At 67.9% G+C, this 19,247-nt stretch carries 16 protein-coding genes and 1 pseudogene; 10 read left to right on the forward strand and 7 right to left on the reverse strand.

The genetic code is table 11. The features are described 5' to 3' along the window. Window positions 1-2: 2 nt before the first annotated feature. Window positions 3-974 carry a sugar-binding transcriptional regulator gene (locus L978_RS12265; protein WP_047523383.1) on the reverse strand — a complete coding sequence of 324 codons (972 nt, stop codon included), beginning with the start codon at window positions 972-974 and terminating at the stop codon, window positions 3-5. A gap of 103 nt (window positions 975-1,077) precedes the next feature. Between L978_RS12265 and L978_RS12270 the strand changes: the two genes are divergently transcribed. The 3 genes from L978_RS12270 (at window position 1,078) to glpK (ending at window position 5,190) form a co-directional block, all read left to right on the forward strand. After that, the gene (locus L978_RS12270) at window positions 1,078-2,787 is read left to right on the forward strand and encodes a glycerol-3-phosphate dehydrogenase/oxidase (RefSeq protein ID WP_047523384.1); all 1,710 of its coding nucleotides are present in this window, start codon (window positions 1,078-1,080) and stop codon (window positions 2,785-2,787) included. A gap of 92 nt (window positions 2,788-2,879) precedes the next feature. After that, a complete protein-coding gene (locus L978_RS12275; protein WP_047523385.1) occupies window positions 2,880-3,635 on the forward strand; it encodes an MIP/aquaporin family protein in 756 nt (251 codons plus the stop codon). A gap of 40 nt (window positions 3,636-3,675) precedes the next feature. Then, complete coding sequence (gene glpK / locus L978_RS12280; RefSeq protein ID WP_047523386.1) at window positions 3,676-5,190, forward strand: glycerol kinase GlpK; 1,515 nt, start codon at window positions 3,676-3,678, stop codon at window positions 5,188-5,190. Window positions 5,191-5,259: 69 nt separating this feature from the next. On the opposite strand, the gene L978_RS12285 is transcribed toward glpK, so the two are convergent. Next, a complete protein-coding gene (locus L978_RS12285; protein ID WP_052193671.1) occupies window positions 5,260-6,168 on the reverse strand; it encodes a LysR family transcriptional regulator in 909 nt (302 codons plus the stop codon). 78 nt (window positions 6,169-6,246) lie between these two features. Between L978_RS12285 and L978_RS12290 the strand changes: the two genes are divergently transcribed. Continuing rightward, window positions 6,247-7,161 carry an EamA family transporter gene (locus tag L978_RS12290; protein ID WP_047523387.1) on the forward strand — a complete coding sequence of 305 codons (915 nt, stop codon included), beginning with the start codon at window positions 6,247-6,249 and terminating at the stop codon, window positions 7,159-7,161. Window positions 7,162-7,167: 6 nt separating this feature from the next. On the opposite strand, the gene ffh is transcribed toward L978_RS12290, so the two are convergent. Further along, entirely contained in the window at window positions 7,168-8,730 is a 1,563-nt protein-coding gene (ffh, locus tag L978_RS12295; RefSeq protein WP_047523388.1) for a signal recognition particle protein, read from the reverse strand. 70 nt (window positions 8,731-8,800) lie between these two features. Then, entirely contained in the window at window positions 8,801-9,388 is a 588-nt protein-coding gene (locus tag L978_RS12300) for a TetR/AcrR family transcriptional regulator (RefSeq protein ID WP_047523389.1), read from the reverse strand. 96 nt (window positions 9,389-9,484) lie between these two features. On the opposite strand from L978_RS12300, the gene lipB reads away from it, so the two are divergent. Continuing rightward, the gene (gene lipB, locus L978_RS12305; RefSeq protein ID WP_047523390.1) at window positions 9,485-10,123 is read left to right on the forward strand and encodes a lipoyl(octanoyl) transferase LipB; all 639 of its coding nucleotides are present in this window, start codon (window positions 9,485-9,487) and stop codon (window positions 10,121-10,123) included. Beyond that, complete coding sequence (gene lipA, locus L978_RS12310) at window positions 10,120-11,109, forward strand: lipoyl synthase (RefSeq protein ID WP_047523391.1); 990 nt, start codon at window positions 10,120-10,122, stop codon at window positions 11,107-11,109. Before lipB ends, lipA begins: the two co-directional genes overlap by 4 nt. Before the next feature lie 40 nt (window positions 11,110-11,149). Here the strand turns inward: lipA and L978_RS12315 are convergent, their stop codons facing one another. From L978_RS12315 to smc, 3 genes are read right to left on the reverse strand one after another with little or no spacing between them, the layout of a single operon-like run. Beyond that, a complete protein-coding gene (locus L978_RS12315) occupies window positions 11,150-11,650 on the reverse strand; it encodes a DUF2004 domain-containing protein (RefSeq protein ID WP_047523392.1) in 501 nt (166 codons plus the stop codon). Window positions 11,651-11,694: 44 nt separating this feature from the next. Beyond that, window positions 11,695-12,567, reverse strand: a complete 873-nt coding sequence (ftsY, locus tag L978_RS12320) for a signal recognition particle-docking protein FtsY (protein WP_047523393.1) — start codon at window positions 12,565-12,567, stop codon at window positions 11,695-11,697. A 55-nt stretch (window positions 12,568-12,622) separates the two neighbouring features. Then, window positions 12,623-16,171, reverse strand: a complete 3,549-nt coding sequence (gene smc, locus L978_RS12325; protein WP_047523394.1) for a chromosome segregation protein SMC — start codon at window positions 16,169-16,171, stop codon at window positions 12,623-12,625. A gap of 526 nt (window positions 16,172-16,697) precedes the next feature. Between smc and L978_RS12330 the strand changes: the two genes are divergently transcribed. The 4 genes and pseudogenes from L978_RS12330 to L978_RS12345 form a co-directional block, all read left to right on the forward strand. Further along, complete coding sequence (locus tag L978_RS12330; RefSeq protein ID WP_047523395.1) at window positions 16,698-16,982, forward strand: hypothetical protein; 285 nt, start codon at window positions 16,698-16,700, stop codon at window positions 16,980-16,982. 123 nt (window positions 16,983-17,105) lie between these two features. Continuing rightward, on the forward strand, window positions 17,106-18,185 hold the full coding sequence (locus L978_RS12335) for a GNAT family N-acetyltransferase (protein ID WP_047523396.1): 1,080 nt from the start codon (window positions 17,106-17,108) through the stop codon (window positions 18,183-18,185). A 101-nt stretch (window positions 18,186-18,286) separates the two neighbouring features. After that, window positions 18,287-18,982: an ABC transporter ATP-binding protein gene (locus L978_RS12340; RefSeq protein WP_047523397.1), complete on the forward strand. Its 696-nt coding sequence runs from the start codon at window positions 18,287-18,289 to the stop codon at window positions 18,980-18,982. Then, window positions 18,979-19,247: pseudogene (locus L978_RS12345) on the forward strand (permease); the annotation flags it as partial. The gene L978_RS12340 and the pseudogene L978_RS12345, both read left to right, overlap by 4 nt.

A 19,247-nucleotide genomic window follows, 5' to 3' on the forward strand; every position in this document is an offset into this window, starting at 1 on the left:
TTTCAGTCCTCCACGAGACGGCGTGCGAGACCTTCGTCGAGGACCACGTCGGTGATGAGTCCGGCCGCCAGAGCAGCCCGGAGACTCACCAACTTCGGGATACCGGAGACAACGCAGACACGGCGAGGGACACGGCGCAGACGATCGAGCCCGGGGCCGGTCGCCCTCGCGTTGACGCGGATGTCCCGCCAGGAACCATCTGATCGGAAGAAGACCGTCGCGACATCGCCGATCGCGTGGTCCTCACGCAGGCTGCGGTAGTCGTCCCGCCCGAGGTAGCCGCCGACGTAGACACGGCTCGGCACCTCCGCCGCAGGGGAACCCAGGCTGAAGACGGCGACGTCCATCTTGGCCTGAAGGTCGAGCACACGCCGCGTGCTCCGCTCCCTCCACATCGCCTCCCGGGTCGCCGGGTCGTCGAAGAAAGCGGGGACGGGGAACTGCTGCACCTGCGCGCCGAAGGCACTGCCGAACCGCTGCAGGATGTCGCTGGAGTATTCGACGCCGGTCGTCTGGGTGTTCCCGGCACCGTTGAGCTGCACGAACGTGGTGTTGTGCGTCTCCTTCTGAGTGAGTCCACGGCTCACCGCACTGATCGTCGAGCCCCACGCGACTCCGATGACCATGTTCGAATCGACGAACTGGGACAGCAGACGACCCGCCGTGAGCGCCACGCGCTCGAGACGTTCGACTTCGCTGAGTATCTCCGGCATCGGCACCACGTGTGCAGCCACACGGTGCCGGTCACGGATGCGCTGCTCGAGCATCCCGAGACGTTCGAGCGGCGAATTGATCCGGATGTCGACCAGGCCGCTTTCCCTGGCGAAGCTCAGCAGGCGGGACACGGAGGATCGGGAGGTGCCGAGTTCCTGCGCGATGACTTCCATCGTCTTGTCCTGCATGTAGTAGAGCTGCGCGGCGGTGAGCGCCGCGATCAGCTTGCTGTCGCGCGTTTCCGCGGCCTGACCGACCATCGTGACCTCCTCACCCCCGATCCTTGCACATATGTGCAGTGGGCTTGCGCGAGATGCCACACAGGTCGATGCTGGTTGGCAAGTAAGGAAGAGAGGGTCGACGATGATCGATTCCACACACTCGTCTGCGGAGCGCGCAGAGGTCAGCACCGTCCGTGAGTCCGGACGTACGAGCATCCTCGTCATCGGTGGCGGGATCAACGGGATCTCCACGTTCCGCGATCTGGCACTGCAGGGAGTGGACGTCGTCCTCGTCGAGCGCGGCGACTTCGCCTCCGGCGCGTCCTCCGCATCGAGCCACATGATCCACGGTGGGATCCGGTACCTCGAGAACGGTGAGTTCCGCCTCGTGCGCGAGTCGGTGGAAGAGCGCAACGGCCTGCTCAAGATCGCTCCGCACTACGTCAAGCCGCTGCAGACGACGATCCCGATCTACTCCACCTTCTCCGGCATCCTCTCCGCTCCCCTGCGGTTCCTCACGCACAAGAGCGGCAAGCCGCAGGAGCGCGGCGCCTTCCTCATCAAGGTCGGTCTCACGATCTATGACACGTTCTCGCGCGACGGCGGAATGGTCCCGCGGCACCGCTTCCTCGGTCGGAAGAAGTCGTTGGCCGAACTGCCTTCGCTCGACCCGCGGATCAAGTACACCGCGACGTACTACGACGCCTCCATGCACGACCCGGAGCGTCTCGCTCTCGACGTGCTCCAGGACGGACGCGCAGCTCACCCGGGCGCGCATGCGCTCAACTACGTCGAAGCGATCGCCCGCGACGGCGACAAGGTGATCCTCCGCGACCGCGAGAGCGGAACCGAGTTCTCCGTGCAGGCCGATGTCGTGGTGAACGCCTCGGGCCCCTGGACGGACTTGACGAACGATGCGCTCGGCGAGGACACGAGGTACATGGGCGGCACCAAGGGGTCGCACATCGTGCTCGACCACCCCGAGCTGCTCGAGGCCACGCAGGGCCGTGAGATCTTCTTCGAGCACTCCGACGGCCGTATCGTCCTGATCTACCCGCTCAAGGGGCGGGTCCTGGTCGGCACGACCGACATCGACGCCGACCCGCGCGAAGTGCCGGTGTGCACCGAGGAGGAGGTCGACTACTTCTTCGACCTGATCCACCACGTCTTCCCGACGATCCCGGTGGCGCGTGACCAGATCGTCTACAAGTTCTCGGGTATCCGCCCGCTGCCGCGTCATGAGGACACTGCACCGGGCTTCGTCTCCCGCGACTACCGCATCGAAGTCGACCAGAAGGGCGCGGTACCGCTCGTGAGCCTCGTCGGCGGCAAGTGGACGACGTTCCGCGCGCTCGGCGAGTCGCTCTCCGATGTCGTGCTCGGCCTGCTCGGTCGTACCAGGACAGTCTCGACGGCCGGGCGCGCAATCGGCGGCGGCCGCGAGTTCCCGCGTACGGAGAAGGCGAAGCGCCTCTGGGTTCAGGAGAACCTCGCCGGCGCCGGCGCACGTGCCGACCGCCTGATCGCACGCTACGGCACCCGCGCCGCCCAGGTCTGGGAGTATGTCGAGCAGGGTACCGACGAGCCGCTCGCGAAGGGCGACCTCTCGACCCGCGAACTCGAATGGATGGTGCACAACGAGATGGTGAGTCGCCTCGAAGACGTCGTGCTGCGGCGCACCAGCATCGCCTTCACCGGAAACGCGGACGCCGAGGTCCTCGATGAGATCGCCGATGCGCTCGCACCGATGCTCGGCTGGGATCGCTCGCGTCACGACGCCGAGCTCGACCAGACACGTCAGCTGCTCAACGAGCGGCACGGACTCGATATCCAGTCCCGCACCCGCGGCTGACTGGACTTCGGACAGCCGCCCTCCTCGCGGCGCAACCCCCATAACGTGTCGGGGCAGAGGGGCCTCGACACACAAGAAAGGTCAAAGAAGACATGGCTGATGTGAATCTCGGTCTCTACTTCCTCTCGGAGTTGGTCGGCACAGCGATGCTCGTCCTCCTCGGATGTGGTGTCGTGGCCAACGTGGCCCTTGCGAAGAACAAGGGCTTCGGCGGCGGCTTCCTGATGGTCAACTGGGGATGGGGCCTCGCGGTCTTCGCCGGTGTGCTCGTCTCCGCGTACTCCGGTGCGATCATCAACCCGGCTGTCGGCATCGGACTCTTCGTCGCCGGCAAGATCTCGTTCGTGATGTTCCTCACCGCGACGGCGGCTGAGCTCCTCGGCGCGATCCTCGGTGCGATCGTCGTGTGGCTCGCATACAAGCAGCACTTCGACGAGGAGCCGGAGGCCGCCAACAAGCTCGGCGTCTTCTCGACCGGTCCCGCGATCCGCTCCTACGGGTGGAACCTCGTCACGGAGATCATCGGAACGTTCGTCCTCGTGTTCGTCATCTTCGCGTTCGCGGACTACGGCGACATCCAGGTCGGCACGCCCGGAGGCCTCGGACCGCTCACCGCGCTCCCGGTCGCACTGCTCGTGGTCGGTATCGGCGCATCGCTCGGTGGTCCGACCGGCTACGCCATCAACCCCGCCCGTGACCTCGGCCCGCGCATCGCTCACGCGATCCTGCCGATCAAGGGCAAGGGCGCCAGCGACTGGTCCTACTCGTGGGTTCCCGTCGTCGGTCCGCTCATCGGTGGTGTGATCGCCGCACTCGCAGCGCCCGTGCTGCTCGGCCTCGCCGGCTGATCGACACCCCATCCGCACTGGAATTCAAAGGAGAGCACAAGTGGCTGACTACATCATCGCCATCGACCAGGGAACCACGTCGAGCCGCGCGATCATCTTCGACAAGAAGGGCAGCATCGTCGCGACCGGACAGAAGGAGCACGAACAGATCCTTCCGAAGGCCGGCTGGGTCGAACACGACGCGGCGGAGATCTGGCGCAACGTGCAAGAGGTCATCGGCTTGGCCCTGGGCCGCGCCGACCTGACGCGCCACGACATCGCGGCCGTCGGTATCACCAACCAGCGCGAGACCGCCGTCGTGTGGGACAAGAACACCGGCAAGCCGATCTACAACGCGATCGTCTGGCAGGACACCCGCACGCAGGAGATCGTCGACCGCCTGGCGGCCGACGGCGGTGTCGAGCGGTTCAAGCCGATCGTCGGTCTGCCCCTCGCGACGTACTTCTCGGGGACCAAGATCGCGTGGATCCTGGAGAACGTCGAGGGGGCCCGCGAGAAGGCGGAAGCAGGCGACCTGCTCTTCGGCACCACCGACTGCTGGGTTCTCTGGAACCTCACCGGTGGCGCCGACGGAGGCGTGCACGCGACCGACGTCACCAACGCGTCCCGCACGATGTTCATGGACCTCGAAACCCTCGAGTGGCGCGATGACATCCTCGAAGCGTTCGGCGTGCCGCGCTCGATGATGCCGGAGATCCGTTCCTCGTCCGAGGTGTACGGCACTGCAGAGAGCTCCTCGCTCCTGCGGGAGACGCCGATCGCCGGCATCCTCGGCGACCAGCAGGCCGCGACGTTCGGGCAGGCCGCCTTCCAGACCGGCGAGAGCAAGAACACCTACGGCACGGGCTGCTTCCTGATCTTCAACACGGGCGAAGAAGTCGTCCACTCGAAGAACGGGCTGCTCACCACCGTCGGCTACAAGCTCGGCGACGGACCGACCCACTACGCACTCGAAGGATCGATCGCCGTCACCGGGTCGCTCATCCAGTGGCTGCGCGACCAGCTCGGCATCATCTCCTCGGCGCCTGAGGTCGAGAAGCTGGCGGAGCAGGTCGAGGACAACGGCGGCGTGTACATCGTCCCCGCGTTCTCGGGACTGTTCGCTCCCTACTGGCGTCCGGACGCCCGGGGTGCGATCGTCGGCCTCACCCGGTATGCGAACAAGAACCACATCGCGCGCGCCGCGCTGGAGGCCGTGGCCTTCCAGACCCGCGACGTGCTGGATGCGGTCAACGCCGATGCCGGTGTGGATCTGACGGAGCTCAAGGTCGACGGCGGCATGGTCGCCAACGACGCGCTCATGCAGTTCCAGGCGGACGTTCTCGGTGTCCCCGTCGTGCGCCCGGTCGTCGCCGAGACCACGGCGCTCGGTGCCGCCTACGCCGCCGGTCTCGCCGTCGGCTTCTGGAACGGTCTGGATGACCTCTCCGCGAACTGGCAGGAGGACAAGCGCTGGGAGCCGTCGATGGATGAAGCCGAGCGCGACCGCCAGCTCCGGTTGTGGCGCAAGGCCGTCACGAAGTCCATGGACTGGGTCGACGAAGACGTCAAGTAACAGCGTCGAGTGAAGCGAAGCGGGTCCGGAGTTCACCTCCGGACCCGCTTCTCGCGTCTTCCTGCATCCTCACGAGGAGGCCGAGGCTTCGGCCCCGTGCTCCCCCGGAACCGCAGCCAGCACCGCGAGGAAGGCCCTGGCCACCGTCCGGGGCGCAGCCTGGTCCCAGGCCACGTACTCGACGCGCCGGGGACCGTCGAGCACGTCGATGGTCACGACATCGGCGCCCGATCGCGCCACCGTCCCCGGTGCGAGAAGCGTGACCGCCAGCCCCGCCTCGACGAGCCCGAGGATGAGAGTGGCCGAGTCGGCTTCGAACGCGACATCCCTCGTCACTCCCGCGGACGTGAACGCGGCGTCGCTCTGCGCCCGGCCGGAGGTCGCAGCCGGGAAGTCCGCGAAGGTCTGATCGGCCAGGTCCTCGATCCGAATCGCTTCCGCGCCCGCAAGAGCGTGCCCGCGAGGGACCGCCGCCACGAGTCGGTCACGCGACAGGACACGTGCTGCCACGCCGACCGGGTCCACGCCGTCGCGCAGGCCCAGAAGCGCCACATCGAGGTCGCCGCGACGAAGCCGAGCGACGAGCGTGTCGCTGTTTCCCACCTGCAGTTCGACTCGTGCTTGTGGGTGTTGTCCACGAAAGGCCACGAGTACGGCGGGGAGATCGATGGCCGTCACGGTCGGGATGACACCGATCCGGAGAGTCCCCACCACCGCGCCGTCGACAGCGGCGGCATCCTCCCGTGCCTGTTCCGCCGCCCGGACCGCGGCACGTGCATGCCCGACGAACGCCTCGCCGGCCTCGCTCAATCGCACGCTCCGACTCGACCTGATGAACAGTCGCCGGCCGAGTTCCCGCTCGAGTGCAGCGATCTGGTGGCTGAGGGCCGACTGAGTCACGAAGCAGCGCTCAGCGGCCCTGGTGAAGCTCGAGGTGGCAGCAACCTCCACGACGTACCGGAGCTGTTGGAGTTCCATGTATCCATGATCAGCCCTCATGCAAGTGGTGACAACCATGCGTTGGACTCATCGGATCACGGCGCGCACGCTGGAGGTATGAACCGCGTGATGCTCGTGCTCCTCACCGCCCTCGCACCGATCTCCTGGGGGACCACCTATCTCGTGACGACAGAACTCCTCCCGCCCGGGCACCCTCTGTTCGCCGCGCTCCTGCGCTCCCTCCCCGCCGGCCTTCTCGCCGTCGTCGTGAGCCGACGGCTTCCGCACGGTTCGTGGTGGTGGAAGTCGATGGCACTCGGCGCACTCAACATCGGCGCGTTCTTCCCTCTCCTGTTCCTCGCTGCCGAACGCCTCCCCGGCGGGGTGGCGGCAGCGGTTGCCGGTGCTCAACCGGTCATCGTGCTGGCTCTCGGTTCGCTCGTGCTGCAGGAGCGCATCCGACCGCTCACCGCGGCTGCCGCCGTCGTCGGAGCAGGCGGTGTCGCCCTGGTCGTCCTCGGCCCTGCGGCGGATCTCGATCTCTGGGGAGTCCTCGCCGCGCTGGGCGGTGTCACCGCGACCGGAATGGGGATGATCCTCACCAAGCGCTGGGGCAGGCCGAGCGGGGTCGGACCGGTGGCCTACGCCGGCTGGCAGCTCGGCGCCGGAGGGCTTCTGCTGCTGCCGGTCACTCTGCTCGTCGAAGGGGTGCCATCGCGGATCGACGGTGAAGCCACGCTCGGGTATCTGTGGCTCGGCACGGTGGGCGGGATTGTCGCCTACTCGCTCTGGTTCCGCGGGGTCCAGCAACTGCCGGTGATCGTGCCGGGGCTCCTCGCGCTGCTCTCCCCGATCGTCGCGACCCTGCTCGGTGCGCTCGTCGCGGGCGAGTGGTTCACGCCACTCCAGGCCATCGGGTTCGTGCTGACGCTCGGCGCGTTGGTGCTGGGCCAGATCGTTGCGCGTCCGGCGGCAGGACCGGGACGTCCCGCCGCCTCGGCGGTCGCGCCCGTGCTCACCGCACCGCGCTGACCAGGCTCAGCCCTTGCCGAAGAGCTTCTGGATCTCCGCGAGATCGGCCTCGCTGGGAGCCTGGGGGGCATTACCCAGCCCGAAGCCCGACCCCGTGGGTGCGGCCGAGGAGGTGATGCCCGCGTTCTCCGCAGCGCGCTTGGCCGGGTTGCCCGAACGAGAACCGCCGGAAGACTTGCCCTTCTTGCCCTTCCCCCGCTTCGAGGAAGCACCGGGACGTCCCATGCCGGGCACCGCCCCCATACCGGGGATGTTGGGCGTGCCCCCTCGGGCCACCGTCTTCATCATCTTCGCGGCCTGCTCGAAGCGCTGCACGAGCTGGTTCACGTCGGTGACCGTCATGCCGGCACCACGGGCGATGCGCAGACGGCGCGAGCCGTTGAGCACCTTCGGGTTTCGCCGCTCCCCCGGCGTCATCGAACGGATGATGGCTTCGGTGCGATCGATCTCACGCTCGTCGAAGTCCTCGAGCTGCTGCTTCATCTGCCCCATGCCCGGAAGCATCCCGAGCATCTTCTTCATCGAACCCATCTTCTTCATCTGCTGAAGCTGGTCGAGGAAGTCCTCGAGGGTGAAGGCCTCGGTCGCAAGCTTCTCGGCCATCTTCATGGCCTCTTCCTCGTCGAAGGCCTGCTGGGCCTGCTCGATGAGGGTCAGGATGTCGCCGAGGTCGAGGATCCGGCTCGCCATACGGTCGGGGTGGAACGGCTCGAGGTCTTCGAGGCGCTCGCCCGTCGACGCGAAGATGATCGGACGGCCGGTCACGGAGGCCACGGAGAGAGCCGCGCCACCACGCGCGTCGCCGTCGAGCTTCGACAGCACGACGCCGGTGAAGTCGACACCCTCCTGGAACGCCTTGGCCGTGTTGACGGCATCCTGACCGATCATCGCGTCGATGACGAACAGGACCTCGTCGGGGGTGACCGCCTTGCGGATGTCGGCGGCCTGCTTCATGAGCTCGGCGTCGACGCCGAGACGGCCGGCCGTGTCGATGATCACGACGTCGTGCTGCTGACGTCGCGCATACTCGACACCATCGCGCGAGACCTTCACCGGATCCCCGACGCCGTTGCCGGGCTCCGGCGCGTAGATGGTGGCGCCGGCCTGCTCCGCCACGACCTGGAGCTGGTTGACGGCGTTCGGGCGCTGAAGGTCGGCGGCGACCAGGAGGGGCGTGTGCCCTTCGCCCTCGAGCTGCTTCGCAAGCTTGCCCGCGAACGTCGTCTTACCCGAACCCTGCAGACCCGCGAGCATGATCACGGTCGGAGCGGTCTTCGCGAACTGCAGCCGACGCTGCTCGCCGCCGAGGATCTGGACGAGCTCCTCGTTGACGATCTGCACGACCTGCTGCGCGGGGTTCAGCGCCTTGTTGACCTCGTCGCCGAGCGCGCGCTCACGCACTCTGGCGGTGAAGTCCTTGACGACGACGAGCGCGACGTCGGCGTCGAGCAGCGCGCGACGGATCTCCCGTACGGTGCCGTCGACGTCGGCCGCGGTGAGCTTTCCCTTCGTGCGAAGGTTGCGGAAGGTCTCGGTGAGCCGATCGGAGAGCGTGCCAAAGGTAGCCATGGTGCTGTCGATTCTACGCGAGCGGAGCCTCCACGCTCAGCGCGGCACGGAGCTCGGCCGCCTCGCGAGGTCAGTCCGACCAGGGAAGGTCGTGAATCGTCCCCAGCGCATCGGCGAGCAGGGCTTCCGGAGTACCCCGGCCGGCCCCCTGCTCGGCCCAGACCCGCAGCGATGAGAAGACGGCCGCGGCGTGCGCGGCGCCGAGGATGTCGGCACGCACCGCGTCGACCCCGGAACCGCGAGCCGCGCGCGACACCCCTGCAGAAAGCTTCGCCAGACGCAGACCGGTGTCGCGAACGAGTTCGTCCTCGAGCCCCATGGCTGCCGCGTTACGGAGCGCGAGAGCCAATGCATCGGGCGCGAAGTCTCGGACGACGAGCAGAAGGATGCCACGGACGGCTCCCCCCGTCGCGCGCGTCCCGAGCTCTTCGAGGGACTCGAGCGCGTCCTCGATCCGCTCGTCGACGCCGGACCACAACACGTCACTCTTCGAAGTGAAGTAGTTGAAGAAGCTCGATCGGCTCACGCCTGCGCGCTGAGTGATGTCGGCCACCGATGTGCCGTCGTACCCGCGTTCGAGAAAGAGCTCGCATGCGGCCTCCGCGAGAGTCTCGCGGGACGACGCCTTGGGGCGCCCTGCACGGCCGGTGGAACTCATGCTCTCACGCTACCGCGCGCGGCCGGCATGCATCCGATGCGCCTCGTCGGGAGTATTGTTAGACCCAATCCAACTAGTCGATGATGGGAGACGTTCATGCTGGACATCCTCGCTCCGGGACTGGCTCCGGACCTCGTGCCGTACGCCGAAGGGTGGGAACTGCAGCGCCGCGTTCACACCGAGGTGGTGGACGGAAGTCGACCGGACACGCTGATCCTGCTCGAGCACGAGGCGGTCTACACCGCCGGCAAGCGCACCGAGCCGCACGAACGCCCTCAGGACGGCACACCCGTCATCGACGTCGACCGCGGGGGGAAGATCACCTGGCACGGACCCGGCCAGCTCGTCGGGTATCCCATCGTCCGGCTCCCCGAACCGATGGACGTCGTCGCTCACGTGCGGCGACTGGAACGCATCCTGATCGACGTGCTCCGCCCTCTCGGAGTGGACGGGTACCAGGTCGACGGACGGAGCGGCGTCTGGGTTCGTCGCCCGCTCTCGGAGGACAAGGTCGCGGCCATCGGCGTGCGAGTGCAGCAGGGCGTCACGATGCACGGTTTCGCGATCAACTGCGACAACAGCCTCTTGGGGTTCCGCGGGATCATCCCGTGCGGCATCACCGATGCCGGAGTCACCACCGTGAGCGAGATCGTCGGAGCCGACATCTCCCCCGCCGACGTCATCGATCACGTCACGACCGCCTTCCTCACCGAGTACGCAGGAGTTCCCGCATGACCGCCGCCCCCGAAGGACGCAAGCTCCTCCGATTGGAGGTCCGCAACGCCGAGACCCCCATCGAGCGCAAGCCCGAGTGGATCAAGACCAAAGCGAAGATGGGCCCCGAATACACGGCGCTGCACTCTCTCGTGAAGAGCGAGGACCTGCACACGGTGTGTCAGGAAGCCGGCTGCCCGAACATCTACGAGTGCTGGGAGGACCGGGAGGCGACGTTCCTCATCGGGGGCTCGCAGTGCACCCGCCGCTGCGACTTCTGCCAGATCGACACCGGCAAGCCCGACGCCTACGACACCGACGAGCCCCGCCGCGTCGCCGAGAGCGTCGTGCGCATGAACCTCCGCTACGCCACGGTGACGAGCGTCGCGCGGGACGACCTCCCCGACACGGGCGCCTGGCTCAACGCCGAGACCGTCCGGAAGATCCACGAGCTCAACCCGAACACCGGCGTCGAACTGCTCGCGAACGAGCACAACGCCGATCCGGCCTTCCTCGGGCAGATCTTCGATGCCCGCCCTGAGGTGTTCGCGCACAATGTCGAGACCGTGCCCCGCATCTTCAAGCGCATCCGTCCGGCGTTCCGCTACGAGCGCTCACTCGATGTGCTCACGCAGGCCCGCGACGCCGGTCTGATCACGAAGTCGAACCTGATCCTGGGGATGGGCGAGGAACCGGAGGAGGTCGTCCAGGCGTTGCACGACCTCCATGACGCCGGCTGCGACATCATCACGATCACGCAGTACCTGCGTCCGTCACCGCGCCATCACCCCGTCGCGCGCTGGGTGAAGCCGGCCGAGTTCGTGGAGTTCAAGGAAGAGGCCGAGCGCATCGGCTTCCTCGGCGTCCTCGCCGGCCCCCTCGTGCGCTCGTCTTACCGTGCGGGTCGTCTGTGGGCACAGTCGATGGTGTCGAAGGGACGGGAGATCCCCGAGCACCTCGCGCATATCGCGGACAGCGCGGACCTCGGTTTCGCACAGGCCGTCTGACCACGCCCGGGTCGCAGGCGCCACCCGCGGCGGCGGCGCCTCAGTCGGCGCTCATCACCGACTGGACGGAACCGTCCGAGCCGAGGTTGACGAGCAGGACATCGTCGGACGAGCTGTCGTCCAGGGCGTACTCGAGCACGGCGAAGGGTTCCGAACCGCCGTGCTCGTCGGCCAGGATCGTCATGCTCATCAGTCGGAGCGAGCGGATGATGTCCACCGCGGCGTCGCCCGACACATCGACGAGGACGTCAGGGAGGTCGTCGCCGTAGGCCTCCTGCTGCTGCAGGATGTACTCGGTCACCTCGCTGGTGCGGTCGTCCACCTCGGCCAGCATGCCGCGACGTGCCGTCCCGTCCACGTTCTCGAGGCCGGCGATGAGTCCGGCGGCGATGTCGAGCGCGTCGGCGGACACATCATCCTGGTCCGGCGCGGTCAGATCGACGGTGACGCTCTGGTCACCGAGCTCCACGGTCTCCGACCAGAAGATCGAGCCGTCGGGGCCCGAGGACAGGAGTCCGAAGTAGTCGTGTTCGATCGCCATAACGCTATGAAACCAGCCTCGTGCTCACGGCGGTAGTCCCGTCCTCAGCCGACCAGGGATTGGACGAAGACATGAGGCGTGAAACCGGTGAGATCGTCGATCCCCTCCCCCTGCCCGAGGAGCTTGACCGGGATGCCGGTGCGCTCTTGAACGGCCAGCACGAACCCGCCCTTGGCCGAGCCGTCGAGCTTGGTGAGGACGAGCCCCGTGACGCCCGCGTGCTCGAGGAAAGCCTCTGCCTGCATCACGCCGTTCTGCCCGGTGGTCGCGTCGAGGACGAGAAGGACCTCGCTGATGGGCGCCTGCTTCTCGATCACCCGCCGCACCTTGGTGAGCTCGTCCATGAGACCGCCCTTGGTGTGCAGACGCCCGGCGGTGTCGATGATCGCGATCTCGATGCCTTCGCGCTTGGCGTACTCGACAGTCTGGAAGGCGACGGAGGCGGGATCCTGACCTTCCTGCTGCGGGCGGACGATCGCTGCACCCCCGCGCTGCGCCCACGTGGCGAGCTGATCGACCGCAGCAGCACGGAACGTGTCCGCCGCACCGACCACGACACTGCGCTGGTAGCCGCGGAGGAACTTCGTGAACTTGCCGATGGTCGTGGTCTTGCCGACGCCGTTGACCCCGACGACCAGCACGACGGCAGGACGCTCGGTGAGCTTGAGGGTGGTGTCGAACTTCGCGAAGTGCTCCTCCAGGGTCTCCCGCAGCATCCGCTGCAGGTCCTGGGGATCGGTGGTGCGGTACTTGTCGACCTTCGCACGCAGTTCCTCGACGACGCGCTCACTGATGTCGGGACCGAAGTCCGCGGTGATCAGCGCTGTCTCGAGGTCCTCCCACGTGGTCTCATCGATCGTGGGTTTGACGAACATGCCGCGCAGTGCGCGACCGAGTGACCAAGACTTCTCCGCCATCCCTCCAGCCTACGGGTTGCGCGGGCGAATCGACCGCGAAGCCGACCTCGATCGGTCAGACGGCGGCGGCCGCCCTGTCTCCGACCCGCTGCCCGACGACCGCAGACACGCCGTCCTGACGCATCGAGACACCGTAGAGCGCATCCGCGATCTCCATCGTGCGCTTCTGGTGGGTGATGATGAGCAGCTGGGAGCTCTCCCGCAGCTGCTCGAACACCGTGAGCAACCGCCCGAGGTTCGCGTCGTCCAGCGCGGCCTCGACCTCGTCGAGGATGTAGAACGGGCTCGGTCGCGCCTTGAAGATCGCCACGAGCAGCGCGACGGCGGCCAGCGAACGCTCACCGCCGGAGAGGAGCGACAGCCTCTCGATCTTCTTCCCGACCGGACGCACCGACACCTCGATGCCGGTCGTCAGCAAGTTGTCGGGATCGGTCAGCGAGATGCTCCCGGTCCCGCCCGGGAAGAGCAGCGGGAAGACCTGGCCGAAGGCCTCCTTGGTGTCTTCGAAGGCGCTCGCGAAGATCGTCTCCATCCGTTCGTCGAGGTCGGCGATGATCGTCAGGAGGTCCTCCCGCGTCTGCGTCAGGTCAGCGAGCTGCTCCGTGAGGAAGGCATGGCGCTGTTCGAGCGCAGCGAACTCCTCGAGCGCCAGAGGGTTCACCCGGCCGAGTTGCGCGAGCTTCCGCTCCGCCTCGGCCAGACGACGCTGCTGGATGCGACGATCGAACGGGATGGCGGTGTCGCCGTGCCCGTCCTCGGCGGCCTGCTCCGTCCCCGGATCACGAGGAACCAGCTGATCGGGACCATATTCCGCTACAAGAATATCTTCGTCGAGTGACAGCTCGGACGACACCCGCTCGAGCAGGCTGCTCAGGTGCAGCTTCTTCTCGTGGATCTGCAGTTCGAGCCCGTGCACGCTCTCCGTCAGCCCCGCCAGGCGTTCCCGGAGCGACGTCTCCTGGGCACGCAGGGCAACGAGTTCCTGGTTCTGCGCCGACCGCGCCGCCTCGGCTTCGGCGAGAGCGACACGGGCTTCGGTGACCGATCGGTCGAGCGAGTCGAGGATGCGCGGGAGTTCGTCGGCCACCCCGGAGGCAGCCTCGCGCTGAGCGCGACGGATCACGGCACGGCGTGCGGCTTCCGCCGCGGCATCCCGCTCCTGTTCGCGTTGCCGTTCGAGACTCGCCACCCTCGCCTGGGCGGCGCGCACCCGCTCACGCAGAGTCTCGATCTCGAGACGTGACCGCAGTTCTCCCTCCCGGGCGAGTTCGAGCGCCTCCAGGAGTCCGTCGCGAGCGGAAGCGTCGAGTACCGGGCGCGGTGTGGCGATCGCCTCGTCCAGTGCGGCTTTCGCATCGGTGGCCTTCGCCTCGGCGTCGGCAACGGCGGTCTGCGCCTGGGCGAGCCCCGTCTCGAGTCGTTCGCATTCGGCGACCGCGGACTCGTGCCGCACCGTGACCCGGTTCAGCTGCTCCGCATGCGTGGCGAGAGCGGCGTCGTGTTCGCGGAGAGCCCGCAGCGCATCCTTCGCCTGGCGCCGGGCCGTCTCCACCGCTTCGTTCGCATCCTCCCGAGCCTCACGGAGGGAGTCGACCACGATCTGGACCTCGGCGAGGCGTTCCGCTGCGGCATCCCGCTCCGCGGCGAGCTCGAGCCGTGAGCGCTCGCCTCCGGACCCGGTTCGCAGGGTGTGCGCCGTGATCACATCGCCACCGACAGTCACGATCGTCGTGGACGTGTCACCCGCCGTGTCGAGCGCTGTGCGCGCAGCACGAGCCGCATCCAGGTCGTTCGCGATGAGGACATGGGACAGGATGCCGAGAACACCATCGGGGGCGGTGACGGTCTCCACCGCAGGCGTGACACCGTCGATGGGTGCGACGACCACGGACCGGGGGGCAGGTACGTCCGCGACGACGAAGTCGACCACTCCCCGGCGATGCTCGGCCGCCTGCTCGGCCTGCGCGAAGGCATCGGCGGCGGTATCGATGAGCACGCCCTCGGCGAGCGGGCCCAGCACCGCCGCGATCGCTGCTTCGAAGCCGGCGCGGACCTGCACGGAGTCACCGACGAGCCCGCGCACGCCCCGCCCGCCGGCTTCGACGACCTCTGCCGCTCCACCGGACAGCGCCAGTGCACTGCTCAGCGCGGCGGCCTTCGCCGTCAGAGCATCGACCTCACGCTCAGCGGTGTGCAGGCGCTCGCGCAGGGTCTCCCGTTCCGCTTCCGCCGCCGTGGAGGCGCGTTGGGCACTGTCGTACGCGGCGGCGTACTCGACGGCGGTGCCCTCGGGCGCCTCGGCATCGTCGATCGCCTCGAGCGCCTCCGCGGCCTCCCGACGACGCATGTTCGCCGCTTCGAGCGCATTCTCCTGCCGGAGAACGGCCCCACGCACCGCGGCGAGGGCCGAGGAGGCCGCGTCGGCCGTGCCACGCAGCGCGGAGATGCGCATGTCGTACTCGGAGACCAGTGCGCTCTGCTCGGCGATGTCCGCGTCGAGCGTGTCCAGTTCTGCGCGGGCCTGCACCACTTCGCGGCTCGCCGACGCGGCCGCGTCCTGCGCATCCCCCAGCCCCGCGGAGATCACGTCGATCTCTTCCTTCGCCTCGTCGATCGTGGCCTGAGTGACGGTGACCGTGGTGACGGCGGCGTCGTCCTCCTCCGATCCGAGCAAGGCGAGGCGCTGATTCGCCAGCGTGTAGAGGCCGCGCATCCGCTCCTGCACCTGCTCCAGCCCGAAGGCGACGCTGCGCGCCTCGTCGACGGCGACCGAGTTCTGCTCGTGCTCGAGGCGCGCGATGCTCGCCCGCACCGTCTCCGCCTGGTCCGACAGCACCAGGCGTTCGGTGTGGCGTTCGTGCTCGGTGCGCGTGTGGTCGGCCAGAGCGGTGCGCAGAGCGACCACGTCGTCGGCGAAGATCCTCGCCTTGGCATCACGGACCACGGCGGCGATGGTCTGTGCCTCCCGCGCGATCTCCGCCTGGCGCCCCAGGGGTTTGAGCTGGCGCCGGATCTCTCCGGCGAGGTCGCTCAGACGGGTGAGATTGGTCTGCATGGCGTCGAGCTTGCGGAGGGTCTTCTCCTTGCGTCGCCGATGCTTGAGGATTCCGGCGGCCTCCTCGATGAAGCCCCGTCGATCCTCCGGGGAAGCCTGCAAGACCGTGTCCAGACGTCCTTGACCCACGATCACGTGCATCTCGCGCCCCAGACCTGAGTCGCTCAAGAGCTCCTGCAGGTCGAGAAGACGGCAGCCCTCGCCGTTGATCGCATACTCGCTCGAACCGTTCCGGAACAGCGTGCGGCTGATCGTCACCTCGGCGTACTCGATCGGCAGAGCGCCGTCGGCATTGTCGATGGTGAGCTGCACCTCGGCGCGCCCGAGCGGACCGCGGGTCGAGGTGCCCGCAAAGATCACGTCCTCCATCTTGCCGCCGCGCAGGGTCTTCGCCCCCTGCTCCCCCATCACCCAGGCGAGGGCGTCGACGACATTGGACTTTCCGGAGCCGTTCGGACCGACGATGCAGGTGACACCGGGCTCGAACACGAAACTCGTCGGCTGCGCGAACGACTTGAACCCTTTGAGCGTCAGGCTCTTCAGATGCATGCGGGCACCGCTCGTCCGGGGGGAATCACGCGGCTACGCTACCGGAATTCCGGGCCGGAACGGTGATCCCGCGCGGATGCCCACGGAACCGGATGGCGGCGCGACACGCCGAGTCCGAGACGAGATGCTTGACGTCTCCGGCGCGCGTTCGCTACGGTGGCGTGCGGATCGCCACACGAAAGGAGGTTACCGATGATGATTCAGCTCAACGCACAGGCCACTGGCCTCGCCGCGCCCGCGCATTTCGCGCCGCGCCCTGCGTTCTCGGTAACCGCCGGCGTCCGCTCGAGCGCGCTCTGCTAGAACCGCACCCCGAGAATCCCGGCCCGTAGTGGGCCGTCTCCGGTCGGTCCTTCCGCGCCCCACCCTTTGATCTGCTCCAGATCACGGATCTTCCGCCGCCTTCGGCATCTGCGTCTTCGCAGACCCGAGGAGCCGCATCCTTCCGCACCGTCCCCGACTGCTTCGGCGGTCGGGCGTCGGTGCTTCCGCACCCCATGTCACCATCACTCACGAAGGAATCACCGTGAACACCACGTTGCACCGCAGCGTCTCCCACCCGCCCGATATCGAGGACCGTGAGGTCCTCCAGATCCCCCGTCCCGACGAACTGCGCCGCCTCTCGCTCGCGGATCGTCTCTCCCTCCGGATCGGCCTCTGGCTGTTCCAGAGGGCGCAGCGCCCGCAGCGACACCGCCGCGGCCTGTACATCGACCCGTCCGAGCTGTTCCTCCTCGGAGAGCAGCGCCACCGCTCCGCCGCCGAGTCGTCCGCCCTGCTGACGTTCGACATGCAGCGGGGGATGCGCTGACGGACGTCCGACCGTGACAGCTCCCCCATCCCCGCGCCGCATCCGCCCGTGCTCGTCACGGGCGGATGCGGGCACCCGCTCCACACACCGGCTCCCTCTGAAGCCCCACTCGAAGGAAAAGACATGACGACCATCGAACCGACGATCACCCCCTTGGTGGTGCCGGTCTCCCTGGACGATGACGACGCCGCGGACTTCCGCGCATACGGCGAACTCAACCGGCGAATCTGCGACGAGCAGGTCGGTCTGCCCGATCTTGCTCCGGACGCCGCGCAGATGCTCCCGGACTGGCAGGACGACACCGATTCACTCGACCTCGGTTTCGTCGCACGCGTGGACGACGAGATCGTCGGGATGATCACGGTCTCCTTCGCGCAGGAGGCCGAGGCGCACGCCGCGGAGCTTGACCTGCTGGTGCCGGAAGCGCACTGGGGCCGGGGCGTCGAGGATGCCCTGCTCGCCCGCGCCGAAGCGGAAGCGCGTGCGCGTGGTCGGAGTCTTCTGCAGCTCTGGAGTCTCCACCGGCCGAAGGAAGCCGACCGGATGCTCATTCCGCGCACCGGGTGGGGTCGCATCCCGGCGACCCCGCTCTCCGACCTGGCCGAGGCGAACGGGTTCGTCCTGGAGCAGGTCGAGCGCAACAGCGAGTTCGACCTCCGGAGCGACCCTGCCCCCTTGCGCACCGCGCTGGACGACGCGCTCGCAGTGGCCGGAGCCGACTATCGCGTCATCGAGTGGAACATGCCGACCCCGCCGGAGCTGCGGGACGGCTTCGCCGGGGTCCTCGCGCGGCTCTCGACGGATGCGCCGAGCGGCGACATGGACTTCCCCGAGGAGGCCTGGGACGCGGAGCGCGTCGTGCGCCGCGAAGCGCGTCTCCTCGGTGCAGGTCAGGCCGTCTCGGTCGTCGCCGTCGAACACGTGTCCACCGGAGAGCTCGTCGCCTACAACGAGCTTCTCATCGCGGCCGACCGCACCGGGGTCACGCACCAGTTCGGCACTCTGGTCAGTAAGGACCACCGGGGGCATCGTCTCGGCACGATCGTGAAGTGTGCGAACCTGCTCCGCTGGCGGGAGCTGATGCCGGATTCCACCGTGGTCTCCACCTTCAACGCGGAGGAGAACCGGCCGATGCTGAACATCAATGAGGCGATCGGCTTCGTCCCGGTGTCCTACGCCGGCGGCTGGCAGCGCGCTCTCTGAGACAAGTGCGGGCCCGATCTCATTCGACGGGATGACCTCGGGTCCGCATCGTCATCCGCCAGGCCGACGACCCAGGGCGGGGCGACGGAGAGGCTGGGATCATGAATGTTCCTGTGATCGAAGCCCACGCCCTCAGCAAGACCTTCGGGATGACCCGCGCACTCGCCGGTGTCGACCTCGCGATCGGTCGCGGCGAGTCCGTCGCGATCATGGGTGCCTCCGGTTCCGGCAAGACAACGCTCCTGCACGTTCTGGCGGGTATCACCGCGCCCGATGCGGGAAGTGTCGTCTTCCGTCCGGCCGAAGGCGCGCCGATCGAGGTCACCGCCTTCGGGGAGTCAGCCCGTTCCCGGCTCCGGCGCGAGCGGTTCGGCTTCGTCTTCCAGCAGGGACTCCTCATCCCGGAGCTCACGGCCGTGGAGAACGTCGCCCTCGCCTCCATGATCAACGGTGTCCGGCGACGGGATGCCGTCCCGCACGCGGCCTCCTGGCTCGCCGCGCTCGGGCTCGCCGGGATGGAAGAGCGTCGGATCGGCGAGCTGTCGGGCGGGCAGGCCCAGCGGGTGGCCATCGCCCGTGCGCAGGCCACCGGTGCAGAACTGGTCTTCGCCGACGAACCGACCGGCGCCCTCGACTCGCAGACGTCGTCCGAGGTGATGGACGCACTCCTGTGGTCGACGACAGGTCAAGGGCGGACACTCGTCGTCGTGACCCACGACCCCGATGTCGCCGCGCGCTGCACCCGGACGATCGCCGTCCGCGACGGTCGCATCATCCCCTCGGCGGTGGCCGCGTGAACGGCAATGTCCTGTCCATGCTGCTGCGCCCGGCTCCCGGGCAGAACAGCGTGCTCGCGCTCCCGGTCATCGCGTTCGGTGTCGTGACGACGCTCGTCCTGACGGTGATCGGTGGAGCCCAGTCGTTCTGGGGGTGGTCCGATGACTACGCCCCTCTGTATCAGGCGCTCGCGGCGATCGCCCTCGTGCTTCTCGTCGTCCCACTGATGTCGCTCGGCGGCGCGGCGGCACGCCTGTCGGCGCGCCGCCGTGACGAACGACTCTC

Origin of the sequence: Microbacterium sp. ZOR0019 (genome assembly GCF_000800925.1) — a bacterium.
Taxonomy (GTDB): domain Bacteria; phylum Actinomycetota; class Actinomycetes; order Actinomycetales; family Microbacteriaceae; genus Microbacterium; species Microbacterium aurugineum.

Excerpts from the sequence above, each read along its gene's own strand:
- L978_RS12265 (WP_047523383.1), bottom strand. The coding sequence starts at position 974 with ATGGTCGGTCAGGCCGCGGAAACGCGCGACAGCAAGCTGATCGCGGCG.
- L978_RS12270 (WP_047523384.1), top strand. The coding sequence starts at position 1,078 with ATGATCGATTCCACACACTCGTCTGCGGAGCGCGCAGAGGTCAGCACC.
- L978_RS12275 (WP_047523385.1), top strand. The coding sequence starts at position 2,880 with ATGGCTGATGTGAATCTCGGTCTCTACTTCCTCTCGGAGTTGGTCGGC.
- L978_RS12285 (WP_052193671.1), bottom strand. The coding sequence starts at position 6,168 with ATGGAACTCCAACAGCTCCGGTACGTCGTGGAGGTTGCTGCCACCTCG.
- L978_RS12290 (WP_047523387.1), top strand. The coding sequence starts at position 6,247 with ATGAACCGCGTGATGCTCGTGCTCCTCACCGCCCTCGCACCGATCTCC.
- ffh (WP_047523388.1), bottom strand. The coding sequence starts at position 8,730 with ATGGCTACCTTTGGCACGCTCTCCGATCGGCTCACCGAGACCTTCCGC.
- L978_RS12300 (WP_047523389.1), bottom strand. The coding sequence starts at position 9,388 with ATGAGTTCCACCGGCCGTGCAGGGCGCCCCAAGGCGTCGTCCCGCGAG.
- lipB (WP_047523390.1), top strand. The coding sequence starts at position 9,485 with ATGCTGGACATCCTCGCTCCGGGACTGGCTCCGGACCTCGTGCCGTAC.
- lipA (WP_047523391.1), top strand. The coding sequence starts at position 10,120 with ATGACCGCCGCCCCCGAAGGACGCAAGCTCCTCCGATTGGAGGTCCGC.
- L978_RS12315 (WP_047523392.1), bottom strand. The coding sequence starts at position 11,650 with ATGGCGATCGAACACGACTACTTCGGACTCCTGTCCTCGGGCCCCGAC.
- ftsY (WP_047523393.1), bottom strand. The coding sequence starts at position 12,567 with ATGGCGGAGAAGTCTTGGTCACTCGGTCGCGCACTGCGCGGCATGTTC.
- smc (WP_047523394.1), bottom strand. The coding sequence starts at position 16,171 with ATGCATCTGAAGAGCCTGACGCTCAAAGGGTTCAAGTCGTTCGCGCAG.
- L978_RS12335 (WP_047523396.1), top strand. The coding sequence starts at position 17,106 with ATGACGACCATCGAACCGACGATCACCCCCTTGGTGGTGCCGGTCTCC.
- L978_RS12340 (WP_047523397.1), top strand. The coding sequence starts at position 18,287 with ATGAATGTTCCTGTGATCGAAGCCCACGCCCTCAGCAAGACCTTCGGG.